Here is a 24893-nt window from a genome sequence, read left to right as displayed (position 1 = left end):
TGGAGTACATCGATGTCCCTGAAGACCACTGTGCTGGCAGCGGCGACCGCCCTGCTGATCACCCCGGCCGTTGCCCTGGCAGCGCCCGAAACCAAGTCGATCACCGTCAACGTCACCGCCGACGTGCCGAACGCGTCCGGCCTGCAGGTGTCCACACCGGACGGCTGGGAAGGCCTGCCGCAGAACCTGCCGTGGGACACCGCCCGCCAGGAGCTGATTGAGCTGACCGGCCGCGTCATCAACGTGAAGTCACCGGCGGCCATCAGTGCCTATCTCACCGCGCCGGCGCAGATGTCATCGGCGGCAGACGTGGTGGACCTGGTCGTCAAACTGGACAACAAGGTCGTGCCGGCCACCGCGGCAGCCAAGATCGAGGTGGCCACTGAATCGCAGGCGGCGGCCGGCAAGTCGCTGGCGTTTGCCATCGCCCCGACTGCGCCGGCCGGTGGCTACAAGCAGGGCCGCTACGGCGGCCAGTTCCACATGATCTTCGAGAGCGACATCTGACGATCAAACAGCTTCGTGCTCTCCCTTCCGCATCAGGGATGCGGAGGGAGGGCACGGGGATCCGCCCATGAGACTTCCCATCCGTCCCGCATCTCCAGCCCTCGCGCGCCTGGCTGCTGGCATCGGCGCCGTGGTGTTTGCCGCGTCGAGCCAGGCCGCCGGCCTAGCGCTCGGCGAGCTGCCCAGCCTGCTGGAGCAGCGCGAGCGCATGCCCGCGGAGTTCCGCGAGCACCTGTTTGGCAATCCGCTGACCGTGCGGGTGGAGCTGGACGGGGACTATCTGGGCGACGCCGAAGTTCTGTTGCACGAAGACAATCGCGTGCAGCTGATTGGATTCGGCGAAGCGCATGGGAGCACGTGGCCAGAGAGCGAACGTACGCGCTGGGCTGACGCGCTGGCCGAGCCGTTGCTGCTCGGGGTGTGCCCTCAGCAATGCCGTGGGCTCGCGGCGCTGCACTATAGCCTGTCCAACTCCCTTCTCAGCCTGTTGACCCCGGCGGGCGCGCACAAGGAAGGGCGCCACGTCGCGTTGCCGGAGGGAGGCAGCCATGGCCTGATCGTGCGCAACAGCCTGGCTGTGCATGGCGGCCAGGAGCAGCAGGCCACTGCACGCTACAGTGCCGAACTGCGGGGGAGCGTCGGGCGCTGGAGTACCGTCGGCAGCTATCAGTACTATGCCCAACCGGGCAGCCGCGAGCACTATCTCAGCGCCCTGTATGCGCAGCGCGAGCTGGGCGACCATTTCGTGCGCGCGGGGTATTTTCTGCCCACATTCGAGGGCATCATCCGCCAACCGCGTGCACCGGGTTCGCAGAACGATACCGCGCTGGGATTCATGCTCGGCTCGTCGGACGTGCTGCTGGCCGACACGCGCAGCCACAGCGTGTACCCGGTCTACGTCACCGCGAGCCGCGAAGGCGTGGTGGAGATCCTGCGCGATGGCAATCTGCTGTCCACGCAGGCGGTCAAGCCCGGTATCCAGGAAATCGACACCCGTCGCCTGCCGGGGGGCATCTACGACGTGGAACTGCGCGTCGTCGAAGATGGCCATGAGGCCTCCCGTGAGACTGCGTCGATCCACAAGCCCAGCCGTTGGAGCGACCCCAGCCGCCGTTGGCGCTACAGCGTGTTTGCCGGCCAACAGCGCGGCCTGCTCGATAGTGGTCGCGCAACGCAGGAGGGCAAGCTGGCCGCGGGTGCGGTGGTCAATTACCTGGTGCATCCCCGTGCGGTGGCCGGTGCCACGGTGCAGCAGATCGGCGCGCGGCGTGCGACTGGCCTGTCGATGGACTGGCAGGCAAACGACCGCTTCAGCACCTACACCAATTTCTATACCTCCAGTGATGCCGGGCGTGGCATGGACCTGCAGGGGCTGTACCGCTACCGCGCCGGTTCTGTGGTGGCCAACCATGCGCGCAGCTGGGCCGAGCAGCGCCAGCGCGTCCTGCCTGGTGACGGTTCTGCACCGCGCTGGGAAACGCGTGGCGGCTGGCAGGACACCACGGCGGTATCCATCACCCATCGTTTCAGCCACCGCGACAACGCCACCCTGCGTGTGGCCCGCAGCTCGGGCTTCACCAAGGGCACCGGCATTGACGTCTCCTATGGCCGTCGCGAGACCCTGTTCGGCAAGCATGATGTGAACTGGCGGGTCTCGGCCTACGACCGCCCCGGCAGCCGCTTCACCCACTATCGCAGGCAGCGCGGTATCGATCTGACCGTCAGTGTGTCGCTGGGCAGTGAACGCCGCAGCTACAGTGGCAGCCTGGGCAGTCGCACCGGTGAGGCTGGCCAGCGCGACACCTATGTCAGCGCGGCAGCGACGCAACGCGTCGACGGCAAGCTGCTGCAGAGCGTGAACGGCATGATCAGTGCCGAGCGCAGCGGCGTCGGTGCCACCGCGGGTGCCTATCTGCAGAGCTCGCTGCTGGAGGGCGACCTGCAGCTGTACCGTGGCGCAGGCTCGGGCCGTGTCAGTGGCAGCGCCAACCTGGACAGTACGCTGGTGATCGGCGGTGGCCATGCAGCGGTGCTGGGCCAGGGGCGCAGCGGCAGCGTGGATACCGGCATCATCGTTGACGTGCGTAGCGACTACCCCGGTGTTGGGTTGCGTGCCGATGACAGCCGGGGCGGCGGCGTGGAACTGAAGCCGGGCCGCAACTTCGTGCCGGTTACTGCTTACCGGGCAGGCCATGTGCAGTTCGACTTCCAGGGTCGGAACGCGCCCGCCGCCACGCTGCAGCCTGCCACCGTCAGCTACCACCTGAACAAGGGCGGGGTCATGCACACCACCGTGGATGTGCTGCGCACCTTCACCGTAATGGGTCAGGTACTCGATGCCGAGGGCAACGGCACGCGCGGTGTGCAGGTGATCAATCACGCCGGGCGCAGCGTCAGCCAGGAAGAAGGGTTCTTCACCCTTGAGCTCAGCGCGCGCGCGCCGGTGGTGGAGCTGCGCTACCCGAACCTGGTCAGCTGTGTGCTGACGATGGAGGAGGGTCGCTATCCGCGCGAGGGGGATGTATTGATGGTGGGAAGAGTGGGGTGTCCGTCGCAGAAGGCTGGGGGCTAAGTGGAGGCTGTCTATACAAAGAAGGACGAACGCATGCGAATGAATCGCAGCACCTGGCGCTACACGCTCATGTCCGCCATCTTCATTGGATTGTCCGCGGCAATACCATGCGCCTGGTCGCTGGAGCTGGATATCATGGCGGAGTTCCGCCCGAACGCACTTAATCCTTCGCACAACCGCTTCGTGAACACAACGCCGGAATCAGGCCTCTGTGTCATCTGGGCGAGCTACTACAACTGCAAGGCCCACGGTGTCTTCTCGCTGGCGCTGCCAATCGATGTCAGCTTTCTTGATGTGCCTGCAGATGGTGATGCCAGGCAATCGTTCCATCTGAAAATTCCATCAAGGAAGAGAACGCTGAAGGTCTCCAATGGCTCGCATGAATCCGAGGTTGCCATTCGCATTGGAATCCTGGCGGGTGATGCCGTCCTCCCCGCGGATGTAAGGCAGTTGGTCGGCGCGGATCCTTCCAGTGGTGCCTATGATGCACACTATGCGTTATGGGATGGCAGCTGGGGCCTGTTCTTGCCGCCCGCACCCTGCCGGGGTCGCGGCGGCCCCATCACGGGTACTGCGTTCAGCGCGCTGTTCGTATGGGAGTTCGCTGACGATGGCAGCTGTGTAAAGCGTGCGCGCCACGCCATCCCCGGGAAACTGAGCATTTCCCGCGGGCTCAGCTTCTCCTATGAGCTGGTTACGCCAGATCCACTGTTGATGCAGAATGGTATATACAGGGGACGCTTGGACCTGGATATAGGGCCTGGTGGAGACTTTGACTTCGGTGACAACGCGGTGGTGTCCGACAGGCTTCTTTCCCTGAACTTCACGCTGCATGTCGCCCATGATTTCCAGGTCAACTTTGCTGGTGAGCAGCCTGGCGTGCAGTTGGTGCCGGAGGGAGGCTGGTCGCAATGGAGTGGGCACGGTCGCGCCCCCCGATGGTTGCGCCAGGAGCTTCCGTTCCACCTCACCACATCGATGGATTTCAGCATGAAGCTGCGCTGTGAGTTCGAGGCTGGCGGGCGATGCGGTATCCGCAACGCCGGCGCTGATGTTGCGGTGCCGGTGGACCTGGATGTCACCATTCCGGGCATGAGCAACGTGCGCGATGGACGGCCTGCGCAGAACGCAGCGCTGCTGCCGGATGATGCGCGGGCGCCACGTTTCACGCCGGATGGCTATCTGGTGCAGCGGCGTTCGACGCTGCGCTTTACTGCTGGGCGTGACGCGGTGACGGAGATGCTGAAGTCACCCGGTTCGCATTGGCAGGGCAACATGACGGTGGTGTTTGATGCCAATCCGTGACGTGCGGAGAGCGAGCCTGAGACTGTACTTGGTGGGAAGCCGAAATCGCGGGGTGTGCGCGATAGACGATTCTACCGGCGATCGCTGGGATGCCGGCCAGCGGCCGGCACTACCCCAAGCCTTCAGAAGCGGTCGGCGAACGCGTCTGTGGCACGTACCAGCGCATCCACCGTCGCCGACTCGTTCGCGCTGTGGCCGGAGGTCACCATCTCCAGCCTGGCTTCCGGCCAGGCCTTGGCCAGATCCCATGCGCTGCGTGGTGGGCAGATGATGTCGTAGCGCCCCTGCACGATCACGCCGGGCAGGTGGCGGATGCGATCGATGCCACGCAGCAGCTGGTCCGGCTCCAGGAAGATGCCGTTGCGGAAGTAATGCGCTTCAATGCGCGCCTTGGCCAGCACGTCCAGCGGATCGTCGGTGGATTCGGCATCCACGTCGTGCTGCAGGGTGGCGGCGTTGTCTTCCCAGCCCAGCCAGGCCTGTGCGGCTTCGATGCGGGTCGCTTCATCCGGGCCATTCATGCGCGTCCAGTAGGCCGCGATCATGTCGCCACGCTCGGCTTCTGGAATGTAGGCCTCATAGCGGTCCCAGCGCTCCGGGAAAATCCAGCGTGCACCGCCGTTGGCCTCGGCAAACCAGCGGTTCTCGATTTCGCGGCCGAGGAACACGCCACGCACGATCAGGCCGGTGGCGCGCTCGGGATGTGCCTGCGCGTAGGCCAGCGACAGCGTCGACCCCCACGAGCCGCCGTAGACCAGCCAGCGTTCGATGCCCAGGTGCTCACGCACCTTCTCGATGTCGGCCACCAGGTCCTGCGTGGTGTTGTCGCGCAGCTCGCCGAACGGCGTGGAGCGGCCGCTGCCGCGCTGGTCGATCAACACGATGCGGTAGCGCGCCGGGTCGAAGAAGCGCCGATGGGTCGGCGAGATACCGGCGCCCGGGCCACCGTGCAGGTACACCACCGGAATGCCCTCCGGCGTGCCGCACTCTTCGATATGCAGCCTGTGCAGATCGCTCACCGGCAGGGTGAATTCGCGGTAGGGCTCGATGGCCGGGTACAGGGTGCGCATGGCGGGTGTCTCACAAGCAGGGGCGGCCAGCATAGCGCCGCCACCTGCGGCTTGCAGCGGTGGCCTCCTGCGCGGCGCTGGAAATGGGCTGGCCGTTGCGCATAAGCTTCCGCGATGCAAGCGACCACGACCGGGACGTCCACGTTCAACCTCACCCTCGGCAGCGGCGCGCGCGAGCTGCTGAAGTGGATCGCGCTGCTGGCCATGACCGGCGACCACGTGGCCAAGGTGGTCTTCGGCGGCTACGTGCCGGTGGTCAGCGAACTGGGGCGTATCGCCTTCCCGCTGTTCGCGCTGGTGATGGCCTGCAACCTGGCCCAGCCGGGCGCCGACCTGCGCAAATCGATTCGCCGGCTCGCGCTATGGGGGCTGATCGCGCAGCCGTTGCACGCACTTGCGTTCGGTTCCTGGCTGCCGCTCGACATCCTGCTCACCTTCACCCTGGCGGTGGTGGCCGTGCATGCGCTTGCGAACAATCGGCCTGTGCTGCTGTTGCTGGCTGCCGGCGTGCTGCCGATGTTCGTGGACTACCAGTGGGCCGGTGTTGGCGCCGTGCTGCTGGCCTGGCTCGCGTTCCAGCATCGGGCGTGGTGGCTGTTGCTGGTTGGGCTTGCAGCGGTGTGCGGGGTCAACCGCAACGGCTGGGCAGTGCTGGCTGTTCCGGTGGTCGTGCTGGCGACGCGGGTGCCGTGGCAACTGCCGCGCTGGCGCTGGGTGTTCTATGGGTACTACGTGGGGCATCTGGCGGTGCTGGCGGTGGTGGCGCGCGTGCTTTCGTGATCAGTGCGTGCGTGGTCGTGCCTTGTGTCGGTAGATCCACGCCAGGCGTGGATCCCGTTGACAGTTTGTCGTCCGGCTCAGAAATCCATCGTCGCAGAGAGCAACACCGTCCTCGGCGCACCCAGCGCCAGGCTTGAAAGCAACGGCATGCCCCAGTACGCCTTGTTGGTCACGTTGTTCACGCTGGCCCGCAGCGCAAGCGGTCGACCCGCCACGGTGGTGCTGTAGCGCGCGCCCACGTCGAACAACGTACGCCCCCGCACCGACAGGCTATTGTCGGCACTGATGTACTGCTTCGACATCGCCGTGGCATTGCCGGTCAAGGTGAGGCCCTGCAAGGTCGGCACATCCCATTCCACGCCCAGCTTGGCCTGCCGCTGCGCCACGGCGGTGGCGATGCGTCCTTCATTCACGCCGCCGGCCGTGCGGGTCAGCTTCGGCTGCACATAGGCCACGCCACCGAGCAGGCGAACGCCGTCCATCGGTGCGCCGAAGAAGCCCCATTCCACGCCGCGGTTACGTTGTTCGCCACCAAACGAGAAGATATTCGTGACCGGATCGGTGTAGCTGCTCGGTCGCTTGATCTCGTACACGCTGAAGGTGTGCGCGAAGCTGCCCAGGTCCAGCTTCAGGCCCAGCTCCTTCTGCTTGGTGCGGAACGGTGCGAACACATCGCCGGCGTTGGCGGCGGTCATCGGCGCGGTGGCGCCCTGGCTGAGGCCTTCGATGTAGTTGGTGTAGAGGGAGACCCTTTCGGTGGCCTTCACCAGCAGCGCCGCTGCCGGCGTGTTGGCGCTCTCGTCGTAGCGCGAGGTGCGTGCGCCGGTAGCGACGTTGAAGGTTTCACTGACCACCTGCTGGCGGCGCACGCCCAAGGTCAGCTGCACGCGGTCATCGGCGAAGGCGAGGGAGTCGGCGAAACCGAGGCTGTCCAGCCGCAGCTCGGTGTGTGAGATGTGCGGCGCTACGAACGGTGCCGCCGGGCCCCACACCGGGTTATACAGATTGGTGGTCCAGTCCCAGCCCGGCACGCTGCGGCGGCCGTAATCGTTCTGGGTGTGCTGGTAGTGGGTCACGTTGGCGGCCCACTGGTGGCTGACAACGCCGGTGCGGAAGCTGCCGCGCAGGCCGGCATCTGCGGACTGCTTCTTGATATCGAAGGCGAGCTGGCCGATCACCGTGGTGAAGTCGCCGGCTGGATTGAGGACCTGCGCGCTGATCGAACCGTTGTAGCGGTAGTCGGTCCTGCTGGAGCCATACGCGAGGTAGGTTGTCAGGCTATCGTTGATATCCAGTTCGCCGCGCAGCATCGCGCCCTTGTCCTGGCTGTCCACGTAGGCCCAGTCCGGGTTGATCAGCGTATCGCCACGCGGCGGCCGCGGAATGGCCACGCCCGGTGCCAGACCGACGCCGCGCGCCGGGCCGTCCACGCGGTCATCGGCGCTGTACAGATCGGCCGACAGCCGCGCACGTTCGCCGCGCCAGTCCAGTGCCAGCGAACCGAGCTGGGCCTTCTTGCGCTGCTTGCCGACCGCGCCATCGCCATCACGGTAGGCACCGTTGAAGCGGATGCCGAACTGCTTGTCGGCGCCCAGGCGACGGCCCATATCCACATGGGTGCCGAACTGCGCGTCGGAGGCAAAGTTGGCACTGACGCGCAGCAGCGCTTGATCGCCGGCACGCTTGGGGACCAGGTTGACGCTGCCACCAACCGAACCGCCCGGCGGCATGCCGTTGAGCAGCGCGGAGGGGCCTTTCAGCACCTCGATGCGTTCGAACACTTCCGGCGAAGTGCGGTAGTACGGCGCCATGCCGCTGAGGCCATTGAAGGTGGTGTCGCTGGTGTTGGAGGCAAAGCCACGGATCGCGTAGTTTTCGCTCCACGAACCGGTGACGCCGTTGCTGAACACCGTAGGGTCGGTGGCGGCGATGACGTCGGTCAGGTCCTTGGCCTGGCGATCACGGATGAAGGACTCGGTGTAGCTGACCGTACTGAACGGCGTGTCCATGAAGTCCTTGTCGCCGAGCAGGCCGACGCGGCTGCCGGCAGCCACTTGCCCGCCCGCATAGTCTGCAGTGACCCGGCGCTGTTCCTGCACCTGCACCGAGGGCAGGGTGGACGGTGCAGTGTCGGCCAGGGCGGCAAACGAGGCCAGCAGCCCTAACGCCAAGGCGGACACCCGATAACGCAGGGGCATGCCCGGCGGATGCATCAGGCCTGAGAATGCGGCAGCACGATGCTGTGCAGAAGTGAAGTTGTAAACGGTCATGCCAGAGTCCTGTGAATCGCAGGCGCGAGCGCGCCTGGCGCGCTGCCGACGGCAAGCACGGGGAGAGGGCGCAGCGCAGGGTTGTTGGCTGGGTGGGGACCTGGCGGGAGGTGAGCCATGGGCTCGATCACGGGCAGCGTGCTGGACGCCTTCCGAATTAGTTGAGTAAGTTAAACTAAATCAATCGAAGCGGACAAGAGGGTCCCTTTGCTGGCACCCTCAGCAGGGTATGGACGCGCACCGTAAGAGCAGGCACCGCATGAGCACGCACCCCGATCCAACGGCGCCGATCCGTGGCCGCCCGCCCACCATCACCCCGGAGCGCCTGGCCGACATCGGCATCCGTCTGGGCCTGCCCAATCTGACCATGGCCAACGTGGCCGCCGAACTGGCGGTGACCCAGGCGGCGCTGTACAAGCGCGTGGCCAACCTGGAGGCGTTGAAGCGCCTGGTGGCGGAGGCGGTGTTCCAGCGCTGGCAGATTCCGCGCGCGTCGGTCGACGCACCGGGTGGGCTGGAGGCCTACCTGATGGGGTTCGTGGAGTCGCTGTGCGAGGTGGTGAAGGCGCATCCCGGGCTGCCGCCGTACCTGCTTCGGCGCACGGTGGCGACCGCGCCGATGCTGGAGAAGATCGCCTCGCACCAGGCGCACGTGGCCGAGGTGTTCGGCCTGCCGGTGGACAAGGCGCGCTGGCTGCTGGCCACGATCGCGTTCTACTGCATCGCCGGCGCCGACACCGTCTACGCGATTGCGGATGACGAGGAGGGGCAGGTGATCACCGAGTTCAAGCAGGGCATGCGGGCGCTGGTGATCGGTTCTCTGGAGGTATCGCGGCTTCGGTAGATCCATGCGATGCGTGGATGCCGTTGCACGGTTCGCCAAGGCCCCACCTACGCATGACGTGGATCTACAATGAGGCCATGCCTGCCACGCCTACTCTCGATGATCTTCGCCGCTACGCGGTGGCGCGCACCCTGTTCAAGCCGACCACGCTGCTGGCCGCGATCCGGCGGTTGGGCTTCGTGCAGGCCGACCCGATCCGCGCACCCGCACGCGCGCAGGACCTGACTCTGCGCCACCGCGTGAAGGATTACCGCGCAGGGGATCTTGAGCGGCGCTACACGCGTCTGCCGGTGGAAGAGGATTGCCTGGTGAACTACGGGTTCCTGCCGCGCGAGCATCTGGCACTGATGCACCCGCGTGTCTCAAAACGCGAGTGGGACGCCGAGACCCATCGCCGTGCGGCCGACGTGTTGGCCTTCGTGCGCGAGCGCGGCAGCGTGCACCCACGCGAGGTCGACCAGGCGTTCGCGCATGGGCGGGTGATCAACTACTGGGGCGGCACCAGCAATGCCAGTACCCATCTGCTGGACGGCATGCACTACCGCGGCCTGCTGCGCGTGCAACGGCGCGATAGCGGTACGCGCATCTACGCGGTGGCCGATCATGCCGAGCCCGATTCCAGCGAACAGGCGCAGATCAAACGTGCTGCCGCCCTGATCGATCTGGTGGTGCGCAAGTACGCACCGCTGCCTTCGGCCAGCCTGACCTATCTGGTGCGCCTGCTGGGCTATGGCGCACCACATCTGGCCGAGCAGACCCGCAAGGCATTGGCGTTGGCCAAGCAGCAGTTGGCCAGCTGCACGCTGGACGGCACCACCTGGTACTGGCCGGCGGACGAGAATCCGCGTTCGCGCCGCCATGCACCGGACGAACAGGTGCGCCTGCTCGCGCCGTTCGACCCGGTGGTGTGGGATCGCCGCCGCTTCGAGCTGCTGTGGGATTGGGTCTACAAGTTCGAGGCCTACACGCCTGCACCGAAGCGTCAATACGGCTACTACGCGTTGCCGGTACTGTGGCACGACCAGGTGGTGGGCTGGGCCAACCTGAGCATGCGCGAAGGTGAGTTGGTGTCGAACGTGGGCTATGCCGGCAGGTCGCTGGCCCGCGACAAGGTATTTCGTGGCGCGCTGGACGACGAACTGCAGCGGATGGCGAGGTTCCTGTAGCGCTAAGCGGCGCATGGGTACCCATCGCGCCCGGTAGTCGCCAACCTTGGTTGGCGCGGGCTCCCGCCGGTGCCCACCAAGGTGGGCATCTACCGGTCAAGCGGCGTCCTTGTGGTCCGCATGGTCCATGCCGGGGCTGACTCGCCGGCCGATGTCCTTCAGCCGCGCGAGCTGATCCACCATTGACGGCGCATCGTCCAGGCTGCCGGCGAAGGTCCACAGATAGGTCATCACCGCATAGACGTGACCGGGGGTAACGCCATCGGTGGTGGCAAGGCGGCCGATGGTCAGTGCGAACAGGGCTGCTGCCGTCGCGCCGACGGCCAGCACGGCGCTGGCTTCGCGATCGGAGAGCAGGATGCGCAGGCGCGACAGCGCGGTGTAGTGACGGCGCAGCACCGAGGGACTGACCCGGTCCACCAGTCGGATTTCCTGTTCCAGGCGGTTGTTGAGGCGCCCATGCAACTGCTCGTTGCGATGCGCGAACGACGGCAGCAGCAGGAGAGCACCGAACAGCGCGAGGAGGGCGGCACCACCGACCAGCGGTTCAATTGCGAGCAGCATGATCGCAGCGCCAAACATGGATACCAGTGCGGTGGCGATGATCGGCACGTGCTTTTCGAAGAAGTCGACGAACTCGCGGGCCAGAACGACGCGGGCCGCCGAAGTGGAGGTGGCCTGGCCCAGGCGGCGCTGCGCCTGCACCACGCTCACTGCCAGATCGGCATAGATGCGGGTGAAGGTCCGGGTATCGACCGCGCGGCGGGCGGCACCGACCAACCAGAACAGCAGCACCACGCCGGCGTAGGAGATGGCATGGCCGATGTTGCCGCTGATGATCGCGTCTACCGCGAAGCCGGCGAACAGCGGATAGGCCAGCAGCAGTGCGTTCTCCAGTGCGACCAGCGAGAACGTGCCGGTGAGCTGCCAGGGGTAGGTGCGCAGGATGGCCTTAAGGGTGGCGGCCGCATTCTGCTGGCCGATGCTGCCGGCGGCGGCCGCTGGATCGTGGGGGTGTTTCATGGGATGCCTGGGTGGGTCGGAGACAGGGCAGGGGACGGATGCCTGCCATCTCCCACGTCGCGCCCAGTATCTGCAGTCCTTTGGAGCGGGCATGGAGGGACGATGGAGATTGCGTGGAGAAACCGGCGGCGTTCAGCCACGCACGTGGTGCCCACCAAGGTGGGCCGCTACCGGAGCAACCTCCTCCGCAATGCTGCGTCCTCAACGACGCGCGTGCACCGGCCAGCGGATCTCGAACGCACTGCCGCCGCGCTCGGTTGGGCGGCACTGCGCCGTTCCGTGATGGGCCACGGCAATCGCGCGCACCACCGCCAGGCCAAGCCCGGAGCCACCACTCTGCCGCGAGCGCGACACATCGGTGCGCTGGAAGGCTTCGAAAATGCTGTCGCGAAGGTCGTCCGGCACACCGGGGCCACCATCCTCAACGGTCACGGTGCAATGGCCTTCGGCCAGCGTGACACGGACCCGCAGTGGGCAGGGGATCGCATGGCGCCGCGCATTCTCCAGTAGCGCCAGCACCGCCTGGCGGATGCGTGCCGGATCGCAGTCGGCCAGCGAAGACCGTGCGTCCAAGGTCACCGAGAAACCACTCTCGGTCAGCGCATCGGACATCGCTTCGACCACCGCCGCTACCTGCACGCTGACATCGCTGCGCTGCAGGCGCAGATCCAGGTGACCGCTTTCGGCAAGGCTCACCACGCGCAGGTCTTCGATGATGCGGGTCAGGCCCTCCAGCTGGGTGAGCATGCTGTCGAACTGCTCCGGCCCGGGCTCGAACACGCCTTCGGCGATGCCCTGCAGGCGGCCGCGCAGGATGGTCATCGGCGTGCGCAGTTCGTGTGCGATCGCTGCATTCCAGAACACGCGGTTCTCGGACATCCGGCTGAGCCGCTCGGCCATGGAGTTGAAGTCGCTGACCAGTGTGGCGGCCTCGGTCATCGAGGTGTCGCCGCCGCGCGCACGCGCCTCAAGATCACCGCTGGCGACGCGACGCAGGCTTTCGGCCACCGAGTTCAGCCGGGTGATGATGCGCCGGGTCAGGCGCGAGGCGATCAACGTGGCCAGTGCCACCACCACGGTGGCGGTCAGGCCGATCCACAGCCACTCCAGCCCTGACGGCATGATGGTCTCCGGCTCGTCATACCAGCGTGGATAGAACACCTCCATGAGGTAATAGAACAGGTAGAAACCGCTGATCGACAGTACGGTCGAGCACAGCGATGCGACCGTGATGGACAGCGTGATCTGGCGCCCGATGCTCTTGCCTTTGCGGTTCATCGGTTCAGTCCAGGAAGCGGTAGCCGACACCGCGGATGGTGGCGGGAATGCCGATGATGCCGACGTCCTCCAGCTTGCGGCGCAGCTTGCTGACGTGGCTGTCCACGGTGCGCTCCTGCGCATCGCCTTCCGGCAGGCAGGTCTGGAGAAGATCCAGCCGGCTGTGCACCATGCGCGGTGCGCGCGCCATGTGCACCAGCAGACGGAACTCGGTGAGTGTGAAATTCAAAGCGTGCACATGGTCATCAGTGCGCACGGTGACCTCATGGCTGCGCAGGTCGATCTCGAACGGGCCCTGCCGGATCAGCCCGTTGGGTTCTTCTGCCATGGGCTTTGCGCTGCGGCGCAGCACCGCCTGGATGCGGGCGACGATCTCGGCCGGATTGAAGGGCTTGGCCACATAGTCGTCGGCGCCGACGCGCAGGCCGGTGAGCTTGTCCACGTCCTGGTCCAGTGCGGTGAGCATGATCACCGGTGTGTTGCCGCGCCGGCGCAGCTCACTCAGGACCTGCCAGCCATCCAACTTCGGCATCTGCACGTCCAGCAGCACCAGGTCCGGGCGCAGCTGGCGGTGGCTGGCGAGGGCGGCTTCGCCATCGGCGGCGCGGGCGCTGCGCAACCCGGAGCGGGCCAGGTAGGCGCCGAGAATGTCAGCGATTTCGCCTTCATCCTCGGCAATCAGCACCAGGGGCGCCTGGCGCGTGCGTGCATCGGTCTTCATTGAACGCTGCAGTTTCAAGTGCGAGATGGGGAGTGCCGGCGGCGGTGTCATCGTGGCCGTTCCAGGGTCTGTGCTTCTTCGTGGGCGGCCCAGGCGAGGGTGGCCAGCACCAGCGTGTGCTGAAGGGCGGGCGCCAGCGTTGCGGTCCCGCGCAGGTGCTGTGCGAGCAGGGCCGATACGGCCGCAGGCAGCTTGCTCCACCGTGATTGCATGCCCGTTGCGTCCACCCGGTCCTGCAAGCGGCGGGCCATGCGGACCAGGGCCCACAGGCGCAGGGCAAGCAACGCAGCCACCGGGACCGCCGCTATCCCTGCAGGCATGAGACTCAGGCCAGCGCTGGAGGCGGACCGGGCCGCGAAGCCGATCAGCACCAGCGACGCCAGGGTGCCTGTGCGCGCCGAATGGGCGGGGCCTTCGCTGCGGAAGCACACCAGCGCGGCGGCACCGGCGCCCGCCAGCAGGGGCGGCGCCGGGTTCGAGCTGGCAAGCATCCAGGCGCTGGTCGACGCCATTACCAGTGCAATCAGCCACGGCGAAGGCGCGCACCAGGCGAGGTAGGCGCGGCGGACATCGATGGGAGGCAGGTCTGGAAACGGGAGGGACACGGCGGGGACGCAGTCGGCGAGGCCGACAAGGCTAGGGGCCGTTGATGGAGACTTGGTCGAGATTGTGTCGAGATTTCATGGACGCGATCCGTGCCGTTCAGGAGCGGACGCCGTGCCTGAACGGATGTGCGGCCTCCATGCAATCTCCACAGTGGCTCCAAGAAACATCCACCACCACCTCCCAGACTGCAGGTTCTGCGGTCACATCCGGTGGCTGCGTGCATGCGAGCCTTCCGATGAACAACCGCAGGACCTGGATCATTGCCGCAATCGTTGCGCTTCTTGCAGGCGGCACCGGCTGGTGGCTGTTTGCCGAGGGTGATGATGCCGCGCTGATCACGGCCCCGGCAAGGGTGGCGGACCTGGAAAAGACCGTGCAGGCCGTTGGCCGGGTCAACCCCAAGGAACTGGTGGCGGTGGGCGCGCAGGTGTCGGGCCAGGTCAAGCGCCTGCATGTGGTGCTGGGCCAGCGTGTGCACGCTGGCGACCTGATTGCCGAAGTGGATTCGCAGCCGCAGCGCATCGCCCTGCGCAGCGCCGAAGCGGCTGCCAACACGCTGCGTGCCCAGCACGCGGCCAGCCAGGCGCGCTACGCCCAGGCCATCCGCGTGCATGAGCGCCAGGCGCAGCTGGTGGCGTCGCGGCTGGTTTCGCAGGAAGGTTTCGAGTCCGCGCGGGTGGCGCGCGAAGCGGCGCGCTCTGACGTCGCAGCGCTGCAGGCCCAGATCGAGCAGGCGCTGACCCAGGTGGAAACGGCGCGGATCAACCTGGGCTACACCCGCATCGTCTCACCTTCCGACGGCTACATCGTGGCCATCGTCACCAAGGCCGGGCAGACGCTGAACTCGATGCAGACCACGCCGACCATCGTAATGCTGGCACAGATGGACACGATGACGGTTCGCACCGAGATCGCGGAGGCCGACGTGGAGCTGATCGCGCCTGGCCAACCCCTGTGGTTCTCTACGCTGGGGCCGGGCGGACGCCGCTACGAATCGCATCTGCAGCAGCTTGAACCTGCGCCATCGTCGATTGCCGATGTGGCCACCGGCAACACCGGTGGATCGGCGCAGACGCCGAAGGCGGTGTACTACGCCGGGCTGTTTGACGTACCCAATCCGGGCCTGAAACTGAAGCCGTCGATGACGGTGAAGGTGACGATCCAGCTGGCGCGCGCCGCCAACGCGCTGCAGGTGCCGTTGACAGCAGTGTCCGAGAGCGATGACAAGGCGGGCAGCCGCGCGACCGTACAGGTGATCGACGCCAAGGGCCGTGCCCGCGAGCGCGCCGTGACGACCGGCCTGCGCACCGCTACTGCGGTGCAGATCCTGTCCGGCCTCAAGGCAGGCGAGAATGTGGTGGTCGGGCAGGCGCCCAGTGGCGCGGAAGCCGAGCCCACCAGCCTGCTGGGGATGTGAGCATGGCCGACGCGCTGCTGGAACTGCATGGCGTATCGCGCGCCTACCGCTCGGCCGCCGGCGAGGTGGTGGTGTTGAAGGACGTGTCGCTGCGCATCGCGGCGGGCGAGTTCATCGCCATCATCGGCCCGTCCGGTTCGGGAAAATCCACGCTGATGAACATCCTGGGCTGCCTGGACCGGCCAACCGAAGGCAGCTACCGCGTGCACGGCGCCGCAACCGAGCAGATGTCGCCCGATGAACTGGCGCACCTGCGTCGCGAGCATTTCGGTTTCATCTTCCAGCGCTACAACCTGATGGAGAACCTGAGCGCTACCGAGAACGTGGCCTTGCCCGCCGTCTATGCCGGGGTGGGGGCCGATGCGCGCACCACGCGTGCCCGCCTGCTGCTGCAAACGCTGGGCCTGGGCGAGCGCACCGCGAACCGGCCCAGCCAGCTGTCCGGCGGCCAGCAGCAGCGCGTTTCCATTGCGCGTTCGCTGATGAACGGCGGCGCCGTCGTGCTGGCCGACGAGCCGACCGGCGCGCTGGATCATGCCAGCGGCAGGCAGGTGATGGCCGAACTCAAGCGCCTGCATGCGCAGGGCCATACCGTGATCCTGGTGACCCATGATGCGGCGATTGCCGCGCACGCTTCACGCGTGATCGAGATCGCAGACGGCCGGGTCGTATCCGACCGTGGTACGGGTGATCCCGCGGTCGCACGCAAGGCCGTCGCGCCCGAGCGCAGCACGGAACCGGGCGCCGAACGCCGCGCGCGCCTGGATGCGACCAGGGAAGCTGCACGGATGGCGGTACGTTCGATGCTGGCCCATCGCCTGCGCACCTTGCTGACCATGCTGGGCATCATCATCGGCGTGGCTGCGGTGGTGACCGTGGTTGCGTTGGGCAAGGGCGCACAGGCGCAGGTCGAGTCACAGATCAACGAACTGGGTGCCAGTACGCTGGAGATCTTCCCGGGTGCGGATTTCGGCGACCCGCGCGCGGCCGAGATTGAAACGCTGGTCGTGGACGATGCCGATCACCTGGCCGCATTGAGTTACGTAGACAGCGTAAGCCCCAACCTGAGCAGTTCGGTGGCCGCTCTGCAGGGCAACCGGCGCGCCAACACACAGGTGCTTGGCGTGGGCGCTGATCTACCCCGCGTGCGCGGGCTGCGCCTGAAGGCGGGCCGGTTCTTCACCGATGTCGAGGTGGATGCCCATCGCGCGGTGGCCGTGCTCGACCAGAAGGCGGCCAAGGCATTGTTCAACGGCAATCCGATCGGCGGCACGGTGCTGCTGGGCGGCATGCCGGTGGACGTCATCGGGGTGGTGGGTGCCAGTGCATTCGCAGGCGGCGCGACGCCCACGGTCTACGTGCCTTACACCTCGGCGGCCTCGCGCCTGCTTGGCAGCCAGCGGCTGGAGAGCATCACCGTACGCGTGCGCGATGACGTGCCAACCCGTGCAGCTGAGTCCTCGCTGGGTGCGGAACTGCAGCGGCTGCATGGGCGCCGCGATTTCTTCATCTACAACTCGGACCAGATCCGCAAGGCGGTGATGAAGTCCAGCCAGACGATGGCGGCACTGGTTTCGGCGATTGCGGCGGTGGCGCTGGTGGTCGGTGGCGTGGGCGTGATGAACATCATGCTGGTGTCGGTGAAGGAGCGCGTGCGCGAGATCGGTGTGCGGTTGGCGGTGGGGGCTCGGCAGGGCGACATCCTGCGCCAGTTCCTGATCGAGGCCGTATTGATCTGCCTGTTCGGCGGCGTGCTGGGCGTGTTGTCCGCGTTGGGTGTGGGAGCCTTGTCCAGTCTGCTGTCACTGGGCGTGCCGTTCCTGTTCACGCCTGGGCCGGTGCTCGCCGCGCTGGCATGTTCGTCTGCAATCGGGCTGGGTTTCGGCTACTTCCCGGCCCGCAATGCCGCACAGCTGGACCCGATCCAGGCATTGGCGGCGGAGTAGGCTCGCCTGCTATGGCACGTGTAAAGCCGAGCCCACGCTCGGCTGCACTCCGTTCAGACCGCGATGCGCCCTGCGCCGCGCGCAGCGAGCCGAGCATGGGCTCGGCGCTACAGCGACTCAGCGCGCCTTGCCTTTGATCGGCACGCTTGCTGGAAGCTGCGCATAGCCGCTGTCGCCCCAGTGCCGGGTGATGCGCTGGAAGAACAACGAGTTGGGCACGCGCAGCAGGCAACCGCGCGCGCCTTCGCCACGATCACTCAGCGTGGTGTAGATCAGGTTGATGTCCACCACCTGACCACACAGGCCCGGCTTGTCCACGCTTTCCAGCACTTCGATGGTGTCATTGATGCGGAACGGGCGCGTGGCGACGATCAGGAACGAACAGAACAGGTTGGACAACACGCTCCACGCCGCAAAGAACGCCACCGCACCGACCGCCATGAACCCGGTCAGCGCGGTCCACAGCACCGAGCGCGAAACGCCCAGCCGCTCCAGTATCAGCAGCGCAGCCGCCAGATACAGCAGCAAGGCACCGCCGCGGCGCAGGCCCACATGAAGCTCTGGAGCCAGCCTGCCGCGCTGCCGGGCCTGCACCAGCAGCCACGCCAGCGCACGCACCATCACCCATGCGACGCCGAGGATGGCCAGCACCTCGGCCACCGGCACAACCACGTTCAGCCAGTCCTCGATCCATGCAGGCAATCCGGTCATGGAGGCTACAGCGTCGCCGCGCCGCCAGAAATGGTCAGCAGTGCACCAGAGGTATAACTGGCGCTGTCCGAAGCCAGCATCACATAGGCCGATGCCAGTTCGGCTGGCTGGCCGGGGCGGCCGAACGGCGTCTGCGAGCCGAACTGCTCGACCTCGTCGGCGGCCATGCCTGCCGGGATGAACGGCGTCCAGATCGGGCCGGGCAGCACCGCGTTGACGCGTATCTGGTGCTCGGCCAGCAGGCCCGCCAACCCCAGCGTCAGGTTGGCGACGGCGCCCTTGGTCGCGGAGTACGGAAGGATGTTCGGGGTCGGCCGCTTGGAATTGACCGATGCGGTGTTGATGATCGCGCCGCCACCGCGCAGGTGCGGGACGCACAACCGGGTCAGATTGAACACGGCATGGACATTGGTATCGAACGTCCGCCTCCAGTCATCCAGGGTGATGTCGTCGAAGTGCTCGTAGTAGCGCTGGTACGCCGCGTTGTTGACCAGGATGTCGAGGCCGTCCAGTTCGCTGGCCACGCGGTCCACGAGCGAGCGCGCCTGTGCCGGGTCGCTGATGTCACACGGCACCAGCACGGCCTTGCGCCCGGCCTGTTCGATCTGCTGCTGCACATGGCGGGCATCGTCCTGCTCACCATCGAGGAACGCGATGGCAACGTCGGCGCCTTCGCGCGCAAAGGCGATGGCCACGGCTGCGCCGATGCCGCTGTCACCGCCGGTGATCAGTGCCTTTTTGCCCTGCAGCAAGCCATGGCCGCGGTAGCTGTCTTCGCCGTGGTCCGGACGCGGTTGCATCTGCGCGGTCTTGCCGGGGAAGGATTGCTGTTGGGCGGGGAAGGGCGGGCGTGGGTAGTCGGGCAGGGCCATCGTCACTCTCCGGAGGAAACCGGGGCCAGTCTCCCTCCATGCGGGTAAACGGCCGGAGGGCGCGGTGTCGTTGCAGCGTGGACGCCTGCGCGGAAGACTTCACAACGGATGGGCGACCGTGGTCATGATGCTGTTGGCCGGTTGCCGTGAATCCAGCCGCGTGTGCTCCACGATGATCGGCTGGTCGGATTCAACGAGGGTGGCAAAGCCGGTGCCGCGCGGCACCGGCGCCGGATCCTGCAGGTCGTTGAAGCGCAGGTGACAGGTGCGTCGCGCCGGCACGGTGACCCGGTAGGGGCCCACCGGATCACGGTCTTCGAAGTAGAGGGTCAGCGTGACATGCGCGGGCTCGTCGCCGGCATTGAGTACGCAGCAGGTTTCGTGACTCTGCATCTCCGGTGACGGGCCGTTGCTCCAGGCTGGAATGTACCCCTCTGCGATAGCCCAGCGTCGATGCCCGATGCAGGAAGCGTTCGTTTCCATGACGCGGTTTTAGCTGGAGGGATGTTGCCATCGTGTCCAGTCCCCGCACGGAATCCGTGATGACCATCGGCTACCACGCATCGCATGAGCAGTTCCCGCCCGCCACCTTGCTGGGCCTGGCGCTGCGCGCCGAACAGGCGGGATTCGAGGCCGTGATGTGCTCGGACCATTTCCACCCATGGACGACTGCGCAAGGGCAGTCCGGCCACAGCTGGGTGTGGGCCGGCGCGCTGGCGGTGCAGAGCGCGCTGACCCTGGGCATGGTGACCTGCCCGATGCTGCGCCAGCACCCGGCATTGGTGGCGCAGGCAGCGGCGACTCTGGAGCAGTTGGCGCCGGGCCGGATCTGGCTGGCGCTGGGTACCGGCGAGGCCCTGAACGAGCGCATCACCGGCCAGCCGCGGCCAGCCAAGCGGGAGCGGCAGAAGGCACTGCGCGATGCGGCCGAGGTGATGCGGCGGCTGTGGGGTGGCGAGCAGGTCGACCACGACGGTGGCTTCCAGGTGCGCAAGGCACGCCTGTACAGCCGACCGGCGCTTCCCCTGCCGCTGCTGGGGGCGGCCGTCACCGAGGAAACCGCACGCTGGATGGGGGGGCTGGGCCGATGGCCTGATCACCATCAGCCAACCGCTGGCGCAGTTGCGGCGTGTGGTTGCGGCGTTCGAGGAAGGCGGTGGCAGGGGCAAGCCGATGTACCTGCAGGCCAAGCTCTCCTACGCGCGCGCCGAACAGGCGGCGCTGGAAGGTGCGATGGAGCAGTGGAGTGCCAACGTGCTGTCGCCGGAACTGGCCGAAGGCCTGGACCAGCCCGAACAGTTCGAAGCACAGGCCCGATCGGTCAGCGCCGAGGCGGTGCGCCAGCACGTGCATGTCTCGGCAGACCTGGGCCAGCATCGGGCCTGGCTGCAGGAGCTGCAGGGAATGGGGTTCGATCGCATCTACCTGCACAACGTGAACCGCGAGCAGGAACGCTTCATCGATGACTTCGCCGAACACGTACTGCCCGCGCTGCGCACTCAGGCACCTTCGGCAGCCAGCCACGTATAGCCGTGGCCCTGCAGGTAACAGCGGCGACCCTGCAGCTTGGCGCCGTGGCCCACCAGCGTGTTCAGCGGACCGCGCAGGGGTACGTCCACCTCGACCGGCTCGTCGCCGAAGTTGATCAGTGCCAGTGCCTGATGGGGTGCCTCACCGTAGCGGAGCATCAGCAGCGCAGGTGAGGGCGGGTCGAGCGTGTGAGGACCCTGCTGCAGCACGGGATGTGCATTGCGCTGCTGCAGCAGCTCGCGCACCCGCAGCAGCAGTGAACCTGGCGTCGCGCGTTGCGCCTCGACGTTCACCGTGCGGTAACCGTAGGGGCCGTCTGCCGGTGGCACGCGCCAGGCATGCCGCGGTTGGTCGGTGAACCCAGCCCCTGGGCCGTTATGCCAGTGCATCGGCATGCGCACGGCATTGCGTTCGGGCAGTTCCAGGCAATCACCGAGGCCGATCTCTTCGCCATAGCGGATCACCGGCACCTGGCCCAGCGACAGCAGCGCCGCCCAAGCCATGGCCTGCCATGCGATGTCGCCCTCCAGCATCGGTGCCAGCCGACGGCGGATGCCACGGCCATAGATGCGCATGCCACGCTCAGGGGCGAAGCGTTCCATCACCGCTTCGCGCTCATCCGGCTCCAACTGCTCAAGGTCCAGTTCATCATTGTTGCGCAGCCAGGCAATGCGTGTGTCCGGCGGCGCGTGCGGGCCGTACTCGGCCATGACCCGCGCCACTTCGCTGGCATCGCCGCGTGCCAGTGCGAGGAAGAAATGGTTGTTGAGGTGGAAATCCAGCAGGTGCGAAAGCCGCCGCCCGTGGCACAGGAAGTCACCGTAGTGGGACGCGCGGACATCCGCTTCGCCGATCAGTGGCAGCCCTGGTTGCTGCGCGTCTGCCGTGGCGCGCATCGCCTCCAGCAGCCACAGCCCACCGTCGCGCGGGTCGGCGTGGCGGGCGCGCTCGACCATGTACGGAGCGGCGTCCACGCGGAAGCCGGCCACGCCGCGCTGCAGCCAGAACGTCATTACCCGCAGCAGTTCCTCGCGTACCGGCGCATGGGCCAGGTCGAGGTCTGGCTCGTGGCGGTAGAACATGTGCCGGTTGAACGCGCCGGCCGTGGCATCCCATGTCCAGACAGCGGCCTCGATCGGCGGGAACATCGGCTGCAGGCCGTCGTCAGGCATGTGGTCGCTCCACAGGTACCAGCGGCGCCAGGCCGGGTCGCCCTGCTGTCCGGCGACGAACCACGGGTGCGCGCTGGCGGTGTGCTGCATCACCAGTTCGACGATGATGCCGATGCCGCGCGCGTCGGCCGCATCGACCAGGCGCTGGAAGGCGGTCTCGTCGCCCAGGCGTGGATCGATGCGGTAGTGATCGGTGACATCGTAGCCGCCATCACGGCGGGCGTTGCAGTAGAACGGCAGCAGCCACACATGGCTGATGTCGAGCCACTGCAGGTAGTCCAGCTTTTCGGTGATGCCATCCAGGGTGCCCCAGCCGCGGCCTTGGCTGTCGCGGAACAGATACGGGTCGACCTGGTAGATCGCGCGCAGCGGACGCACCGCCATGGGGCTTCTCCGGCACTGTTCACGGGTGACCAGCCTGCTGTGCGCCGTGGCAGCGGTTCGTGAACCGAATGGCACCGCATCATGACGTGGCATCCACGGCCCGTGCATGCCCGGGCGCGCAGAGTGAATGCTCGTCCCGCTGCGCCGAGGAACCTTTATCCATGCCCCGCCGCAAAACGCTTCGTATTGCGACGTTCAACGTCAACGGCATCGGCACGCGCCTGCCGCAGCTGCTGGACTGGCTGCGCAGGGAATCGCCGGACGTGGTTGCCCTGCAGGAACTGAAGGCGACCGACGCCGCGTTTCCCGCTGCGGCATTGGAAGAGGCCGGCTACGGTGCACTCTGGCAGGGTGAGGCGCGCTGGAACGGTGTGGCGCTGCTCGCCCGGGGCACCATGCCGGTCGAGAGCCGCCGCCGATTGCCGGGCGAACCCAAGGATACGCAGAGTCGCTACCTGGAGGCAGCGGTGCACGGCGTCATCGTGGGTGCCCTCTACCTGCCCAACGGCAACCCGCAGCCCGGGCCGAAATTCGACTACAAGCTGCGCTGGATGGAACGCCTGATTCGGCATGCACGCAGCCTGGTCGAGCTGCCGCACCCGGCGCTGCTGCTGGGTGATTTCAACGTGATTCCCACAGACGCCGATGTCTATGATCCCAAGGCCTGGCGGCGCGATGCACTGTTCCAGCCAGAGGTGCGCGAAGCCTTTGAACGACTGCTGGCGCAGGGCTGGACCGATGCGCTGCGGAAGGTGCACGGCGACGCCACGATCTACACCTTCTGGGACTATTTCCGCCAGCATGCCGAGCGCGACCGTGGGCTGCGCATCGATCATCTGCTGTTGAATCCCGTACTGGCCGAGCGACTGAAGGATGCGGGCGTCGACCGTTGGGTGCGGCTGCAGGAAAAAGCCAGCGACCACGCGCCGGCTTGGGTGACGGTACGGGCGTGATCAACGCGCGGCAGGGTCTTCGCGTCGCTCCCGACGCACGCGCGCGCGGGTTCGGTACAGGCGGCTGTCCGCCTTCTGGATGGTGTCGGCCACGGGCTCACCGGCCGTGTTGATGGCCGCACCCATCGAGAACGCGCTGGGCGAAAGCGCGGCGTGGTCCTGGTACCAGTGCTCGAGTTCGCTCAGGCGGCCATTCGCTGGCGCGACCAGCACTACCATGAACTCGTCGCCACCCAGCCGTACCACGGTCTCGTCCTTGCCCAGCGGCGAGCGCAGGAAGGTGGCGAACTCGACCAGCACGGCGTCGCCACGGCGGTGGCCCTGGGTGTCGTTGATGTGCTTGAAATGGTCCAGATCGAACATCACGCAGGCCCAGCGCTCGTCAATCAGTTCATCCAGCCGGTGCAGGTAACGCCGGTTATAGCACTGCGTGAGCGGATCCTTGAAGGACATGTCGCGCAGTTGCTGCTACTGCATCCTCAGCGCGGTGACGTCCTGTGCATGCCCCAGCACGTAGGGCGGGCTGGCTTCGTTGTCGAGCACGTTGTGGTACGCCCAGTAGTGGCGCGTACCATCGGCGGCAATCAGCTCGATCACGCCAGCGTCGGTGTGGTTTGCCTGGATCCGGGCGAGGTAGGCCCTGAAACCTTCGCGTTTTTCCGGCGGCATCAAGTCACACAGGCTGCGCCCGATCATCTGGCTTTCCTCGAAGCCCAGCGACTGCACCGCCGCCGGATTCACCGAGGTCAATGTGCCGTCCAGCGTGTGGGTGCAGATCAGGCCCAGGCTGTAGTGGAACAGCCGACGGTAGCGGGTTTCGCTCGCTTCCAGCGCGTCCAGCGCGGCTCGTTCGTCCGTGATGTCCTGGATCGCCCCGACCAGGCGCGGATGGCCGTCGACCTGTTGCCGGCTGCCGACCACCCGGGTCCAGATCGCGCGCCCGTCGGCCGTGGTCATCGGCAGCTGTACTTCCCAGGATGTCCCCTCGTCGATGCAGCGCTGTACCGCTGCCTGGATGATGTTGCGGCTGTCCTCGCGATAGAACGAGAGTGCGGTCTCCAACGTGGGCGTGAAGTTGCTGCGTACGCCATGCAACTGCTTGGTTTCCCGTGTCCAGCGCACCTCGTTGGTCAGCAGGTCCATCTCCCAGCCGCCCACCCGTGCGGCACGGTTGGTACGCTCCAGGAAGTCCTCACTGCGTTTCAGCTCGCGATGCAGCGCCTTGGCCTGGCCAACCTGCGCCATCAGGGTGCTGCGCTGTTCCAGCACCTGGGTGGTGACCCGAGCCAGATGCACCATCAGTTCACGCTGGGAGGGTGACAGCACACCGGGCATCGGGTCGAGCAGGCACAGCGTGCCGATGCGTGCGCCGTGCGTCGATCCCAGGGGAATGCCGGCGTAGTGGCGGATGCGCGGCCCACCGGTGACCAGTGGATTGGTGGAAAAGCGTGGGTCCTGGCGCGCATCGGGTATCTCGAACAGCTCGTCCTGGCGTATGGCATGGGTGCAGAAGGAAATCTCGCGGGCGGTCTCGCTGACGCCCTCCAGGCCGATGTTGGCCTTGAACCATTGGCGGTCTTCGGCCACCACGGTGATCAGGCCCATGGTCAGTCCGGTCGCGGCGCGGGCCGCGGCGACGATGGCATCGAACACCGGCTCCGGTGGCGTATCCAACAGGTGCAGTCGTTCGATTTCGAGCAGTCGTTCGGCTTCGTCCATGGCGCTTTTCAGGGCTGGGTGGCGAGGGCGGTTGCGGCGGCTGGCTG

At 66.6% G+C, this 24893-nt stretch carries 20 protein-coding genes and 2 pseudogenes; 11 read left to right on the top strand and 11 right to left on the bottom strand.

Going from position 1 to position 24893, the window contains the following annotated elements; translation table 11 throughout:
* Positions 1–12: 12 nt before the first annotated feature.
* From AC5P9P_RS12795 to AC5P9P_RS12785, 3 genes are all read left to right on the top strand, one after another.
* Positions 13–507, top strand: coding sequence for a CS1 type fimbrial major subunit (locus tag AC5P9P_RS12795; RefSeq protein ID WP_033834294.1), 495 nt, complete (start codon positions 13–15; stop codon positions 505–507).
* Positions 508–574: 67 nt separating this feature from the next.
* Positions 575–3079: a TcfC E-set like domain-containing protein gene (locus tag AC5P9P_RS12790; protein WP_495232831.1), complete on the top strand. Its 2505-nt coding sequence runs from the start codon at positions 575–577 to the stop codon at positions 3077–3079.
* A 39-nt stretch (positions 3080–3118) separates the two neighbouring features.
* Positions 3119–4384: an H-NS histone family protein gene (locus AC5P9P_RS12785; protein WP_146257099.1), complete on the top strand. Its 1266-nt coding sequence runs from the start codon at positions 3119–3121 to the stop codon at positions 4382–4384.
* Positions 4385–4506: 122 nt separating this feature from the next.
* Here the strand turns inward: AC5P9P_RS12785 and pip are convergent, their stop codons facing one another.
* The gene (pip, locus tag AC5P9P_RS12780) at positions 4507–5454 is read right to left on the bottom strand and encodes a prolyl aminopeptidase (protein WP_088470419.1); all 948 of its coding nucleotides are present in this window, start codon (positions 5452–5454) and stop codon (positions 4507–4509) included.
* Between the two features lie 114 nt (positions 5455–5568).
* Here pip and AC5P9P_RS12775 point away from each other — a divergent pair, with 114 nt between their 5' ends.
* On the top strand, positions 5569–6234 hold the full coding sequence (locus AC5P9P_RS12775) for a TraX family protein (RefSeq protein ID WP_111108907.1): 666 nt from the start codon (positions 5569–5571) through the stop codon (positions 6232–6234).
* Positions 6235–6311: 77 nt separating this feature from the next.
* Here AC5P9P_RS12775 and AC5P9P_RS12770 read toward each other — a convergent pair whose 3' ends face one another.
* Positions 6312–8504 carry a TonB-dependent receptor gene (locus AC5P9P_RS12770; protein ID WP_033834289.1) on the bottom strand — a complete coding sequence of 731 codons (2193 nt, stop codon included), beginning with the start codon at positions 8502–8504 and terminating at the stop codon, positions 6312–6314.
* 259 nt (positions 8505–8763) lie between these two features.
* Here AC5P9P_RS12770 and AC5P9P_RS12765 point away from each other — a divergent pair, with 259 nt between their 5' ends.
* Both AC5P9P_RS12765 and AC5P9P_RS12760 read left to right on the top strand, forming a co-directional pair.
* Positions 8764–9348: a TetR/AcrR family transcriptional regulator gene (locus AC5P9P_RS12765; protein ID WP_049403771.1), complete on the top strand. Its 585-nt coding sequence runs from the start codon at positions 8764–8766 to the stop codon at positions 9346–9348.
* 53 nt (positions 9349–9401) lie between these two features.
* Positions 9402–10514 (top strand): DNA glycosylase AlkZ-like family protein, encoded by a 1113-nt coding sequence (locus tag AC5P9P_RS12760; RefSeq protein WP_231522273.1) that lies wholly within the window; start codon positions 9402–9404, stop codon positions 10512–10514.
* Between the two features lie 96 nt (positions 10515–10610).
* Here AC5P9P_RS12760 and AC5P9P_RS12755 read toward each other — a convergent pair whose 3' ends face one another.
* From AC5P9P_RS12755 to AC5P9P_RS12740, 4 genes are all read right to left on the bottom strand, one after another.
* Complete coding sequence (locus AC5P9P_RS12755; protein WP_049433532.1) at positions 10611–11537, bottom strand: ABC transporter six-transmembrane domain-containing protein; 927 nt, start codon at positions 11535–11537, stop codon at positions 10611–10613.
* 201 nt (positions 11538–11738) lie between these two features.
* Positions 11739–12815 (bottom strand): ATP-binding protein, encoded by a 1077-nt coding sequence (locus AC5P9P_RS12750; RefSeq protein ID WP_495232830.1) that lies wholly within the window; start codon positions 12813–12815, stop codon positions 11739–11741.
* Between the two features lie 4 nt (positions 12816–12819).
* Positions 12820–13536 carry a response regulator gene (locus tag AC5P9P_RS12745; RefSeq protein WP_032965890.1) on the bottom strand — a complete coding sequence of 239 codons (717 nt, stop codon included), beginning with the start codon at positions 13534–13536 and terminating at the stop codon, positions 12820–12822.
* 47 nt (positions 13537–13583) lie between these two features.
* On the bottom strand, positions 13584–14048 hold the full coding sequence (locus AC5P9P_RS12740; protein WP_049433531.1) for a hypothetical protein: 465 nt from the start codon (positions 14046–14048) through the stop codon (positions 13584–13586).
* Positions 14049–14377: 329 nt separating this feature from the next.
* Here AC5P9P_RS12740 and AC5P9P_RS12735 point away from each other — a divergent pair, with 329 nt between their 5' ends.
* The gene (locus AC5P9P_RS12735) at positions 14378–15559 is read left to right on the top strand and encodes an efflux RND transporter periplasmic adaptor subunit (RefSeq protein ID WP_033834280.1); all 1182 of its coding nucleotides are present in this window, start codon (positions 14378–14380) and stop codon (positions 15557–15559) included.
* 2 nt (positions 15560–15561) lie between these two features.
* Positions 15562–17505: a MacB family efflux pump subunit gene (locus tag AC5P9P_RS12730; RefSeq protein ID WP_049433530.1), complete on the top strand. Its 1944-nt coding sequence runs from the start codon at positions 15562–15564 to the stop codon at positions 17503–17505.
* Between the two features lie 117 nt (positions 17506–17622).
* Here the strand turns inward: AC5P9P_RS12730 and AC5P9P_RS12725 are convergent, their stop codons facing one another.
* The 3 genes from AC5P9P_RS12725 to AC5P9P_RS12715 all read right to left on the bottom strand — a co-directional run bounded on the left by AC5P9P_RS12725 (position 17623) and on the right by AC5P9P_RS12715 (position 19571).
* Positions 17623–18216 (bottom strand): mechanosensitive ion channel domain-containing protein, encoded by a 594-nt coding sequence (locus AC5P9P_RS12725; RefSeq protein WP_049403767.1) that lies wholly within the window; start codon positions 18214–18216, stop codon positions 17623–17625.
* Between the two features lie 5 nt (positions 18217–18221).
* The gene (locus AC5P9P_RS12720; RefSeq protein WP_049433529.1) at positions 18222–19088 is read right to left on the bottom strand and encodes a glucose 1-dehydrogenase; all 867 of its coding nucleotides are present in this window, start codon (positions 19086–19088) and stop codon (positions 18222–18224) included.
* A gap of 99 nt (positions 19089–19187) precedes the next feature.
* Positions 19188–19571, bottom strand: coding sequence for a sensory rhodopsin transducer (locus tag AC5P9P_RS12715; protein ID WP_049433528.1), 384 nt, complete (start codon positions 19569–19571; stop codon positions 19188–19190).
* A gap of 59 nt (positions 19572–19630) precedes the next feature.
* Here AC5P9P_RS12715 and AC5P9P_RS12710 point away from each other — a divergent pair.
* Positions 19631–20110, top strand: a pseudogene (locus tag AC5P9P_RS12710) (LLM class flavin-dependent oxidoreductase); the annotation flags it as partial.
* Between the two features lie 100 nt (positions 20111–20210).
* Positions 20211–20618 (top strand): hypothetical protein, encoded by a 408-nt coding sequence (locus AC5P9P_RS12705; RefSeq protein ID WP_231522354.1) that lies wholly within the window; start codon positions 20211–20213, stop codon positions 20616–20618.
* On the opposite strand, the gene AC5P9P_RS12700 is transcribed toward AC5P9P_RS12705, so the two are convergent.
* Positions 20588–22174 carry an alpha-amylase family glycosyl hydrolase gene (locus AC5P9P_RS12700; protein ID WP_049433527.1) on the bottom strand — a complete coding sequence of 529 codons (1587 nt, stop codon included), beginning with the start codon at positions 22172–22174 and terminating at the stop codon, positions 20588–20590. The two genes, AC5P9P_RS12705 and AC5P9P_RS12700, sit on opposite strands and share 31 nt — an antisense overlap.
* 161 nt (positions 22175–22335) lie before the next feature.
* Here AC5P9P_RS12700 and xth point away from each other — a divergent pair, with 161 nt between their 5' ends.
* Positions 22336–23127, top strand: a complete 792-nt coding sequence (xth, locus tag AC5P9P_RS12695) for an exodeoxyribonuclease III (protein WP_033834274.1) — start codon at positions 22336–22338, stop codon at positions 23125–23127.
* Here xth and AC5P9P_RS12690 read toward each other — a convergent pair.
* Positions 23128–24846 (bottom strand): annotated as a pseudogene (locus AC5P9P_RS12690) (sensor domain-containing diguanylate cyclase).
* Positions 24847–24893: the final 47 nt, after the last annotated feature.

This window comes from Stenotrophomonas sp. YJH_SMC_14-1 (assembly GCF_059372275.1).
Note: the sequence above shows the minus strand (reverse complement) of the source record. Positions and strands in the feature narration are given on the sequence as shown.

Bases quoted from the DNA above. Each gene is read 5' to 3' on its own strand.
- AC5P9P_RS12795 (WP_033834294.1), top strand. From the start codon at position 13: ATGTCCCTGAAGACCACTGTGCTGGCAGCGGCGACCGCCCTGCTGATC.
- pip (WP_088470419.1), bottom strand. From the start codon at position 5,454: ATGCGCACCCTGTACCCGGCCATCGAGCCCTACCGCGAATTCACCCTG.
- AC5P9P_RS12700 (WP_049433527.1), bottom strand. From the start codon at position 22,174: ATGGCGGTGCGTCCGCTGCGCGCGATCTACCAGGTCGACCCGTATCTG.
- AC5P9P_RS12755 (WP_049433532.1), bottom strand. From the start codon at position 11,537: ATGAAACACCCCCACGATCCAGCGGCCGCCGCCGGCAGCATCGGCCAG.
- AC5P9P_RS12785 (WP_146257099.1), top strand. From the start codon at position 3,119: ATGAATCGCAGCACCTGGCGCTACACGCTCATGTCCGCCATCTTCATT.
- AC5P9P_RS12735 (WP_033834280.1), top strand. From the start codon at position 14,378: ATGAACAACCGCAGGACCTGGATCATTGCCGCAATCGTTGCGCTTCTT.
- AC5P9P_RS12775 (WP_111108907.1), top strand. From the start codon at position 5,569: ATGCAAGCGACCACGACCGGGACGTCCACGTTCAACCTCACCCTCGGC.
- AC5P9P_RS12760 (WP_231522273.1), top strand. From the start codon at position 9,402: ATGACGTGGATCTACAATGAGGCCATGCCTGCCACGCCTACTCTCGAT.
- AC5P9P_RS12720 (WP_049433529.1), bottom strand. From the start codon at position 19,088: ATGGCCCTGCCCGACTACCCACGCCCGCCCTTCCCCGCCCAACAGCAA.
- AC5P9P_RS12715 (WP_049433528.1), bottom strand. From the start codon at position 19,571: ATGGAAACGAACGCTTCCTGCATCGGGCATCGACGCTGGGCTATCGCA.
- AC5P9P_RS12725 (WP_049403767.1), bottom strand. From the start codon at position 18,216: ATGACCGGATTGCCTGCATGGATCGAGGACTGGCTGAACGTGGTTGTG.
- xth (WP_033834274.1), top strand. From the start codon at position 22,336: ATGCCCCGCCGCAAAACGCTTCGTATTGCGACGTTCAACGTCAACGGC.
- AC5P9P_RS12750 (WP_495232830.1), bottom strand. From the start codon at position 12,815: ATGAACCGCAAAGGCAAGAGCATCGGGCGCCAGATCACGCTGTCCATC.
- AC5P9P_RS12770 (WP_033834289.1), bottom strand. From the start codon at position 8,504: ATGACCGTTTACAACTTCACTTCTGCACAGCATCGTGCTGCCGCATTC.
- AC5P9P_RS12765 (WP_049403771.1), top strand. From the start codon at position 8,764: ATGAGCACGCACCCCGATCCAACGGCGCCGATCCGTGGCCGCCCGCCC.
- AC5P9P_RS12790 (WP_495232831.1), top strand. From the start codon at position 575: ATGAGACTTCCCATCCGTCCCGCATCTCCAGCCCTCGCGCGCCTGGCT.
- AC5P9P_RS12740 (WP_049433531.1), bottom strand. From the start codon at position 14,048: ATGGCGTCGACCAGCGCCTGGATGCTTGCCAGCTCGAACCCGGCGCCG.
- AC5P9P_RS12730 (WP_049433530.1), top strand. From the start codon at position 15,562: ATGGCCGACGCGCTGCTGGAACTGCATGGCGTATCGCGCGCCTACCGC.
- AC5P9P_RS12745 (WP_032965890.1), bottom strand. From the start codon at position 13,536: ATGAAGACCGATGCACGCACGCGCCAGGCGCCCCTGGTGCTGATTGCC.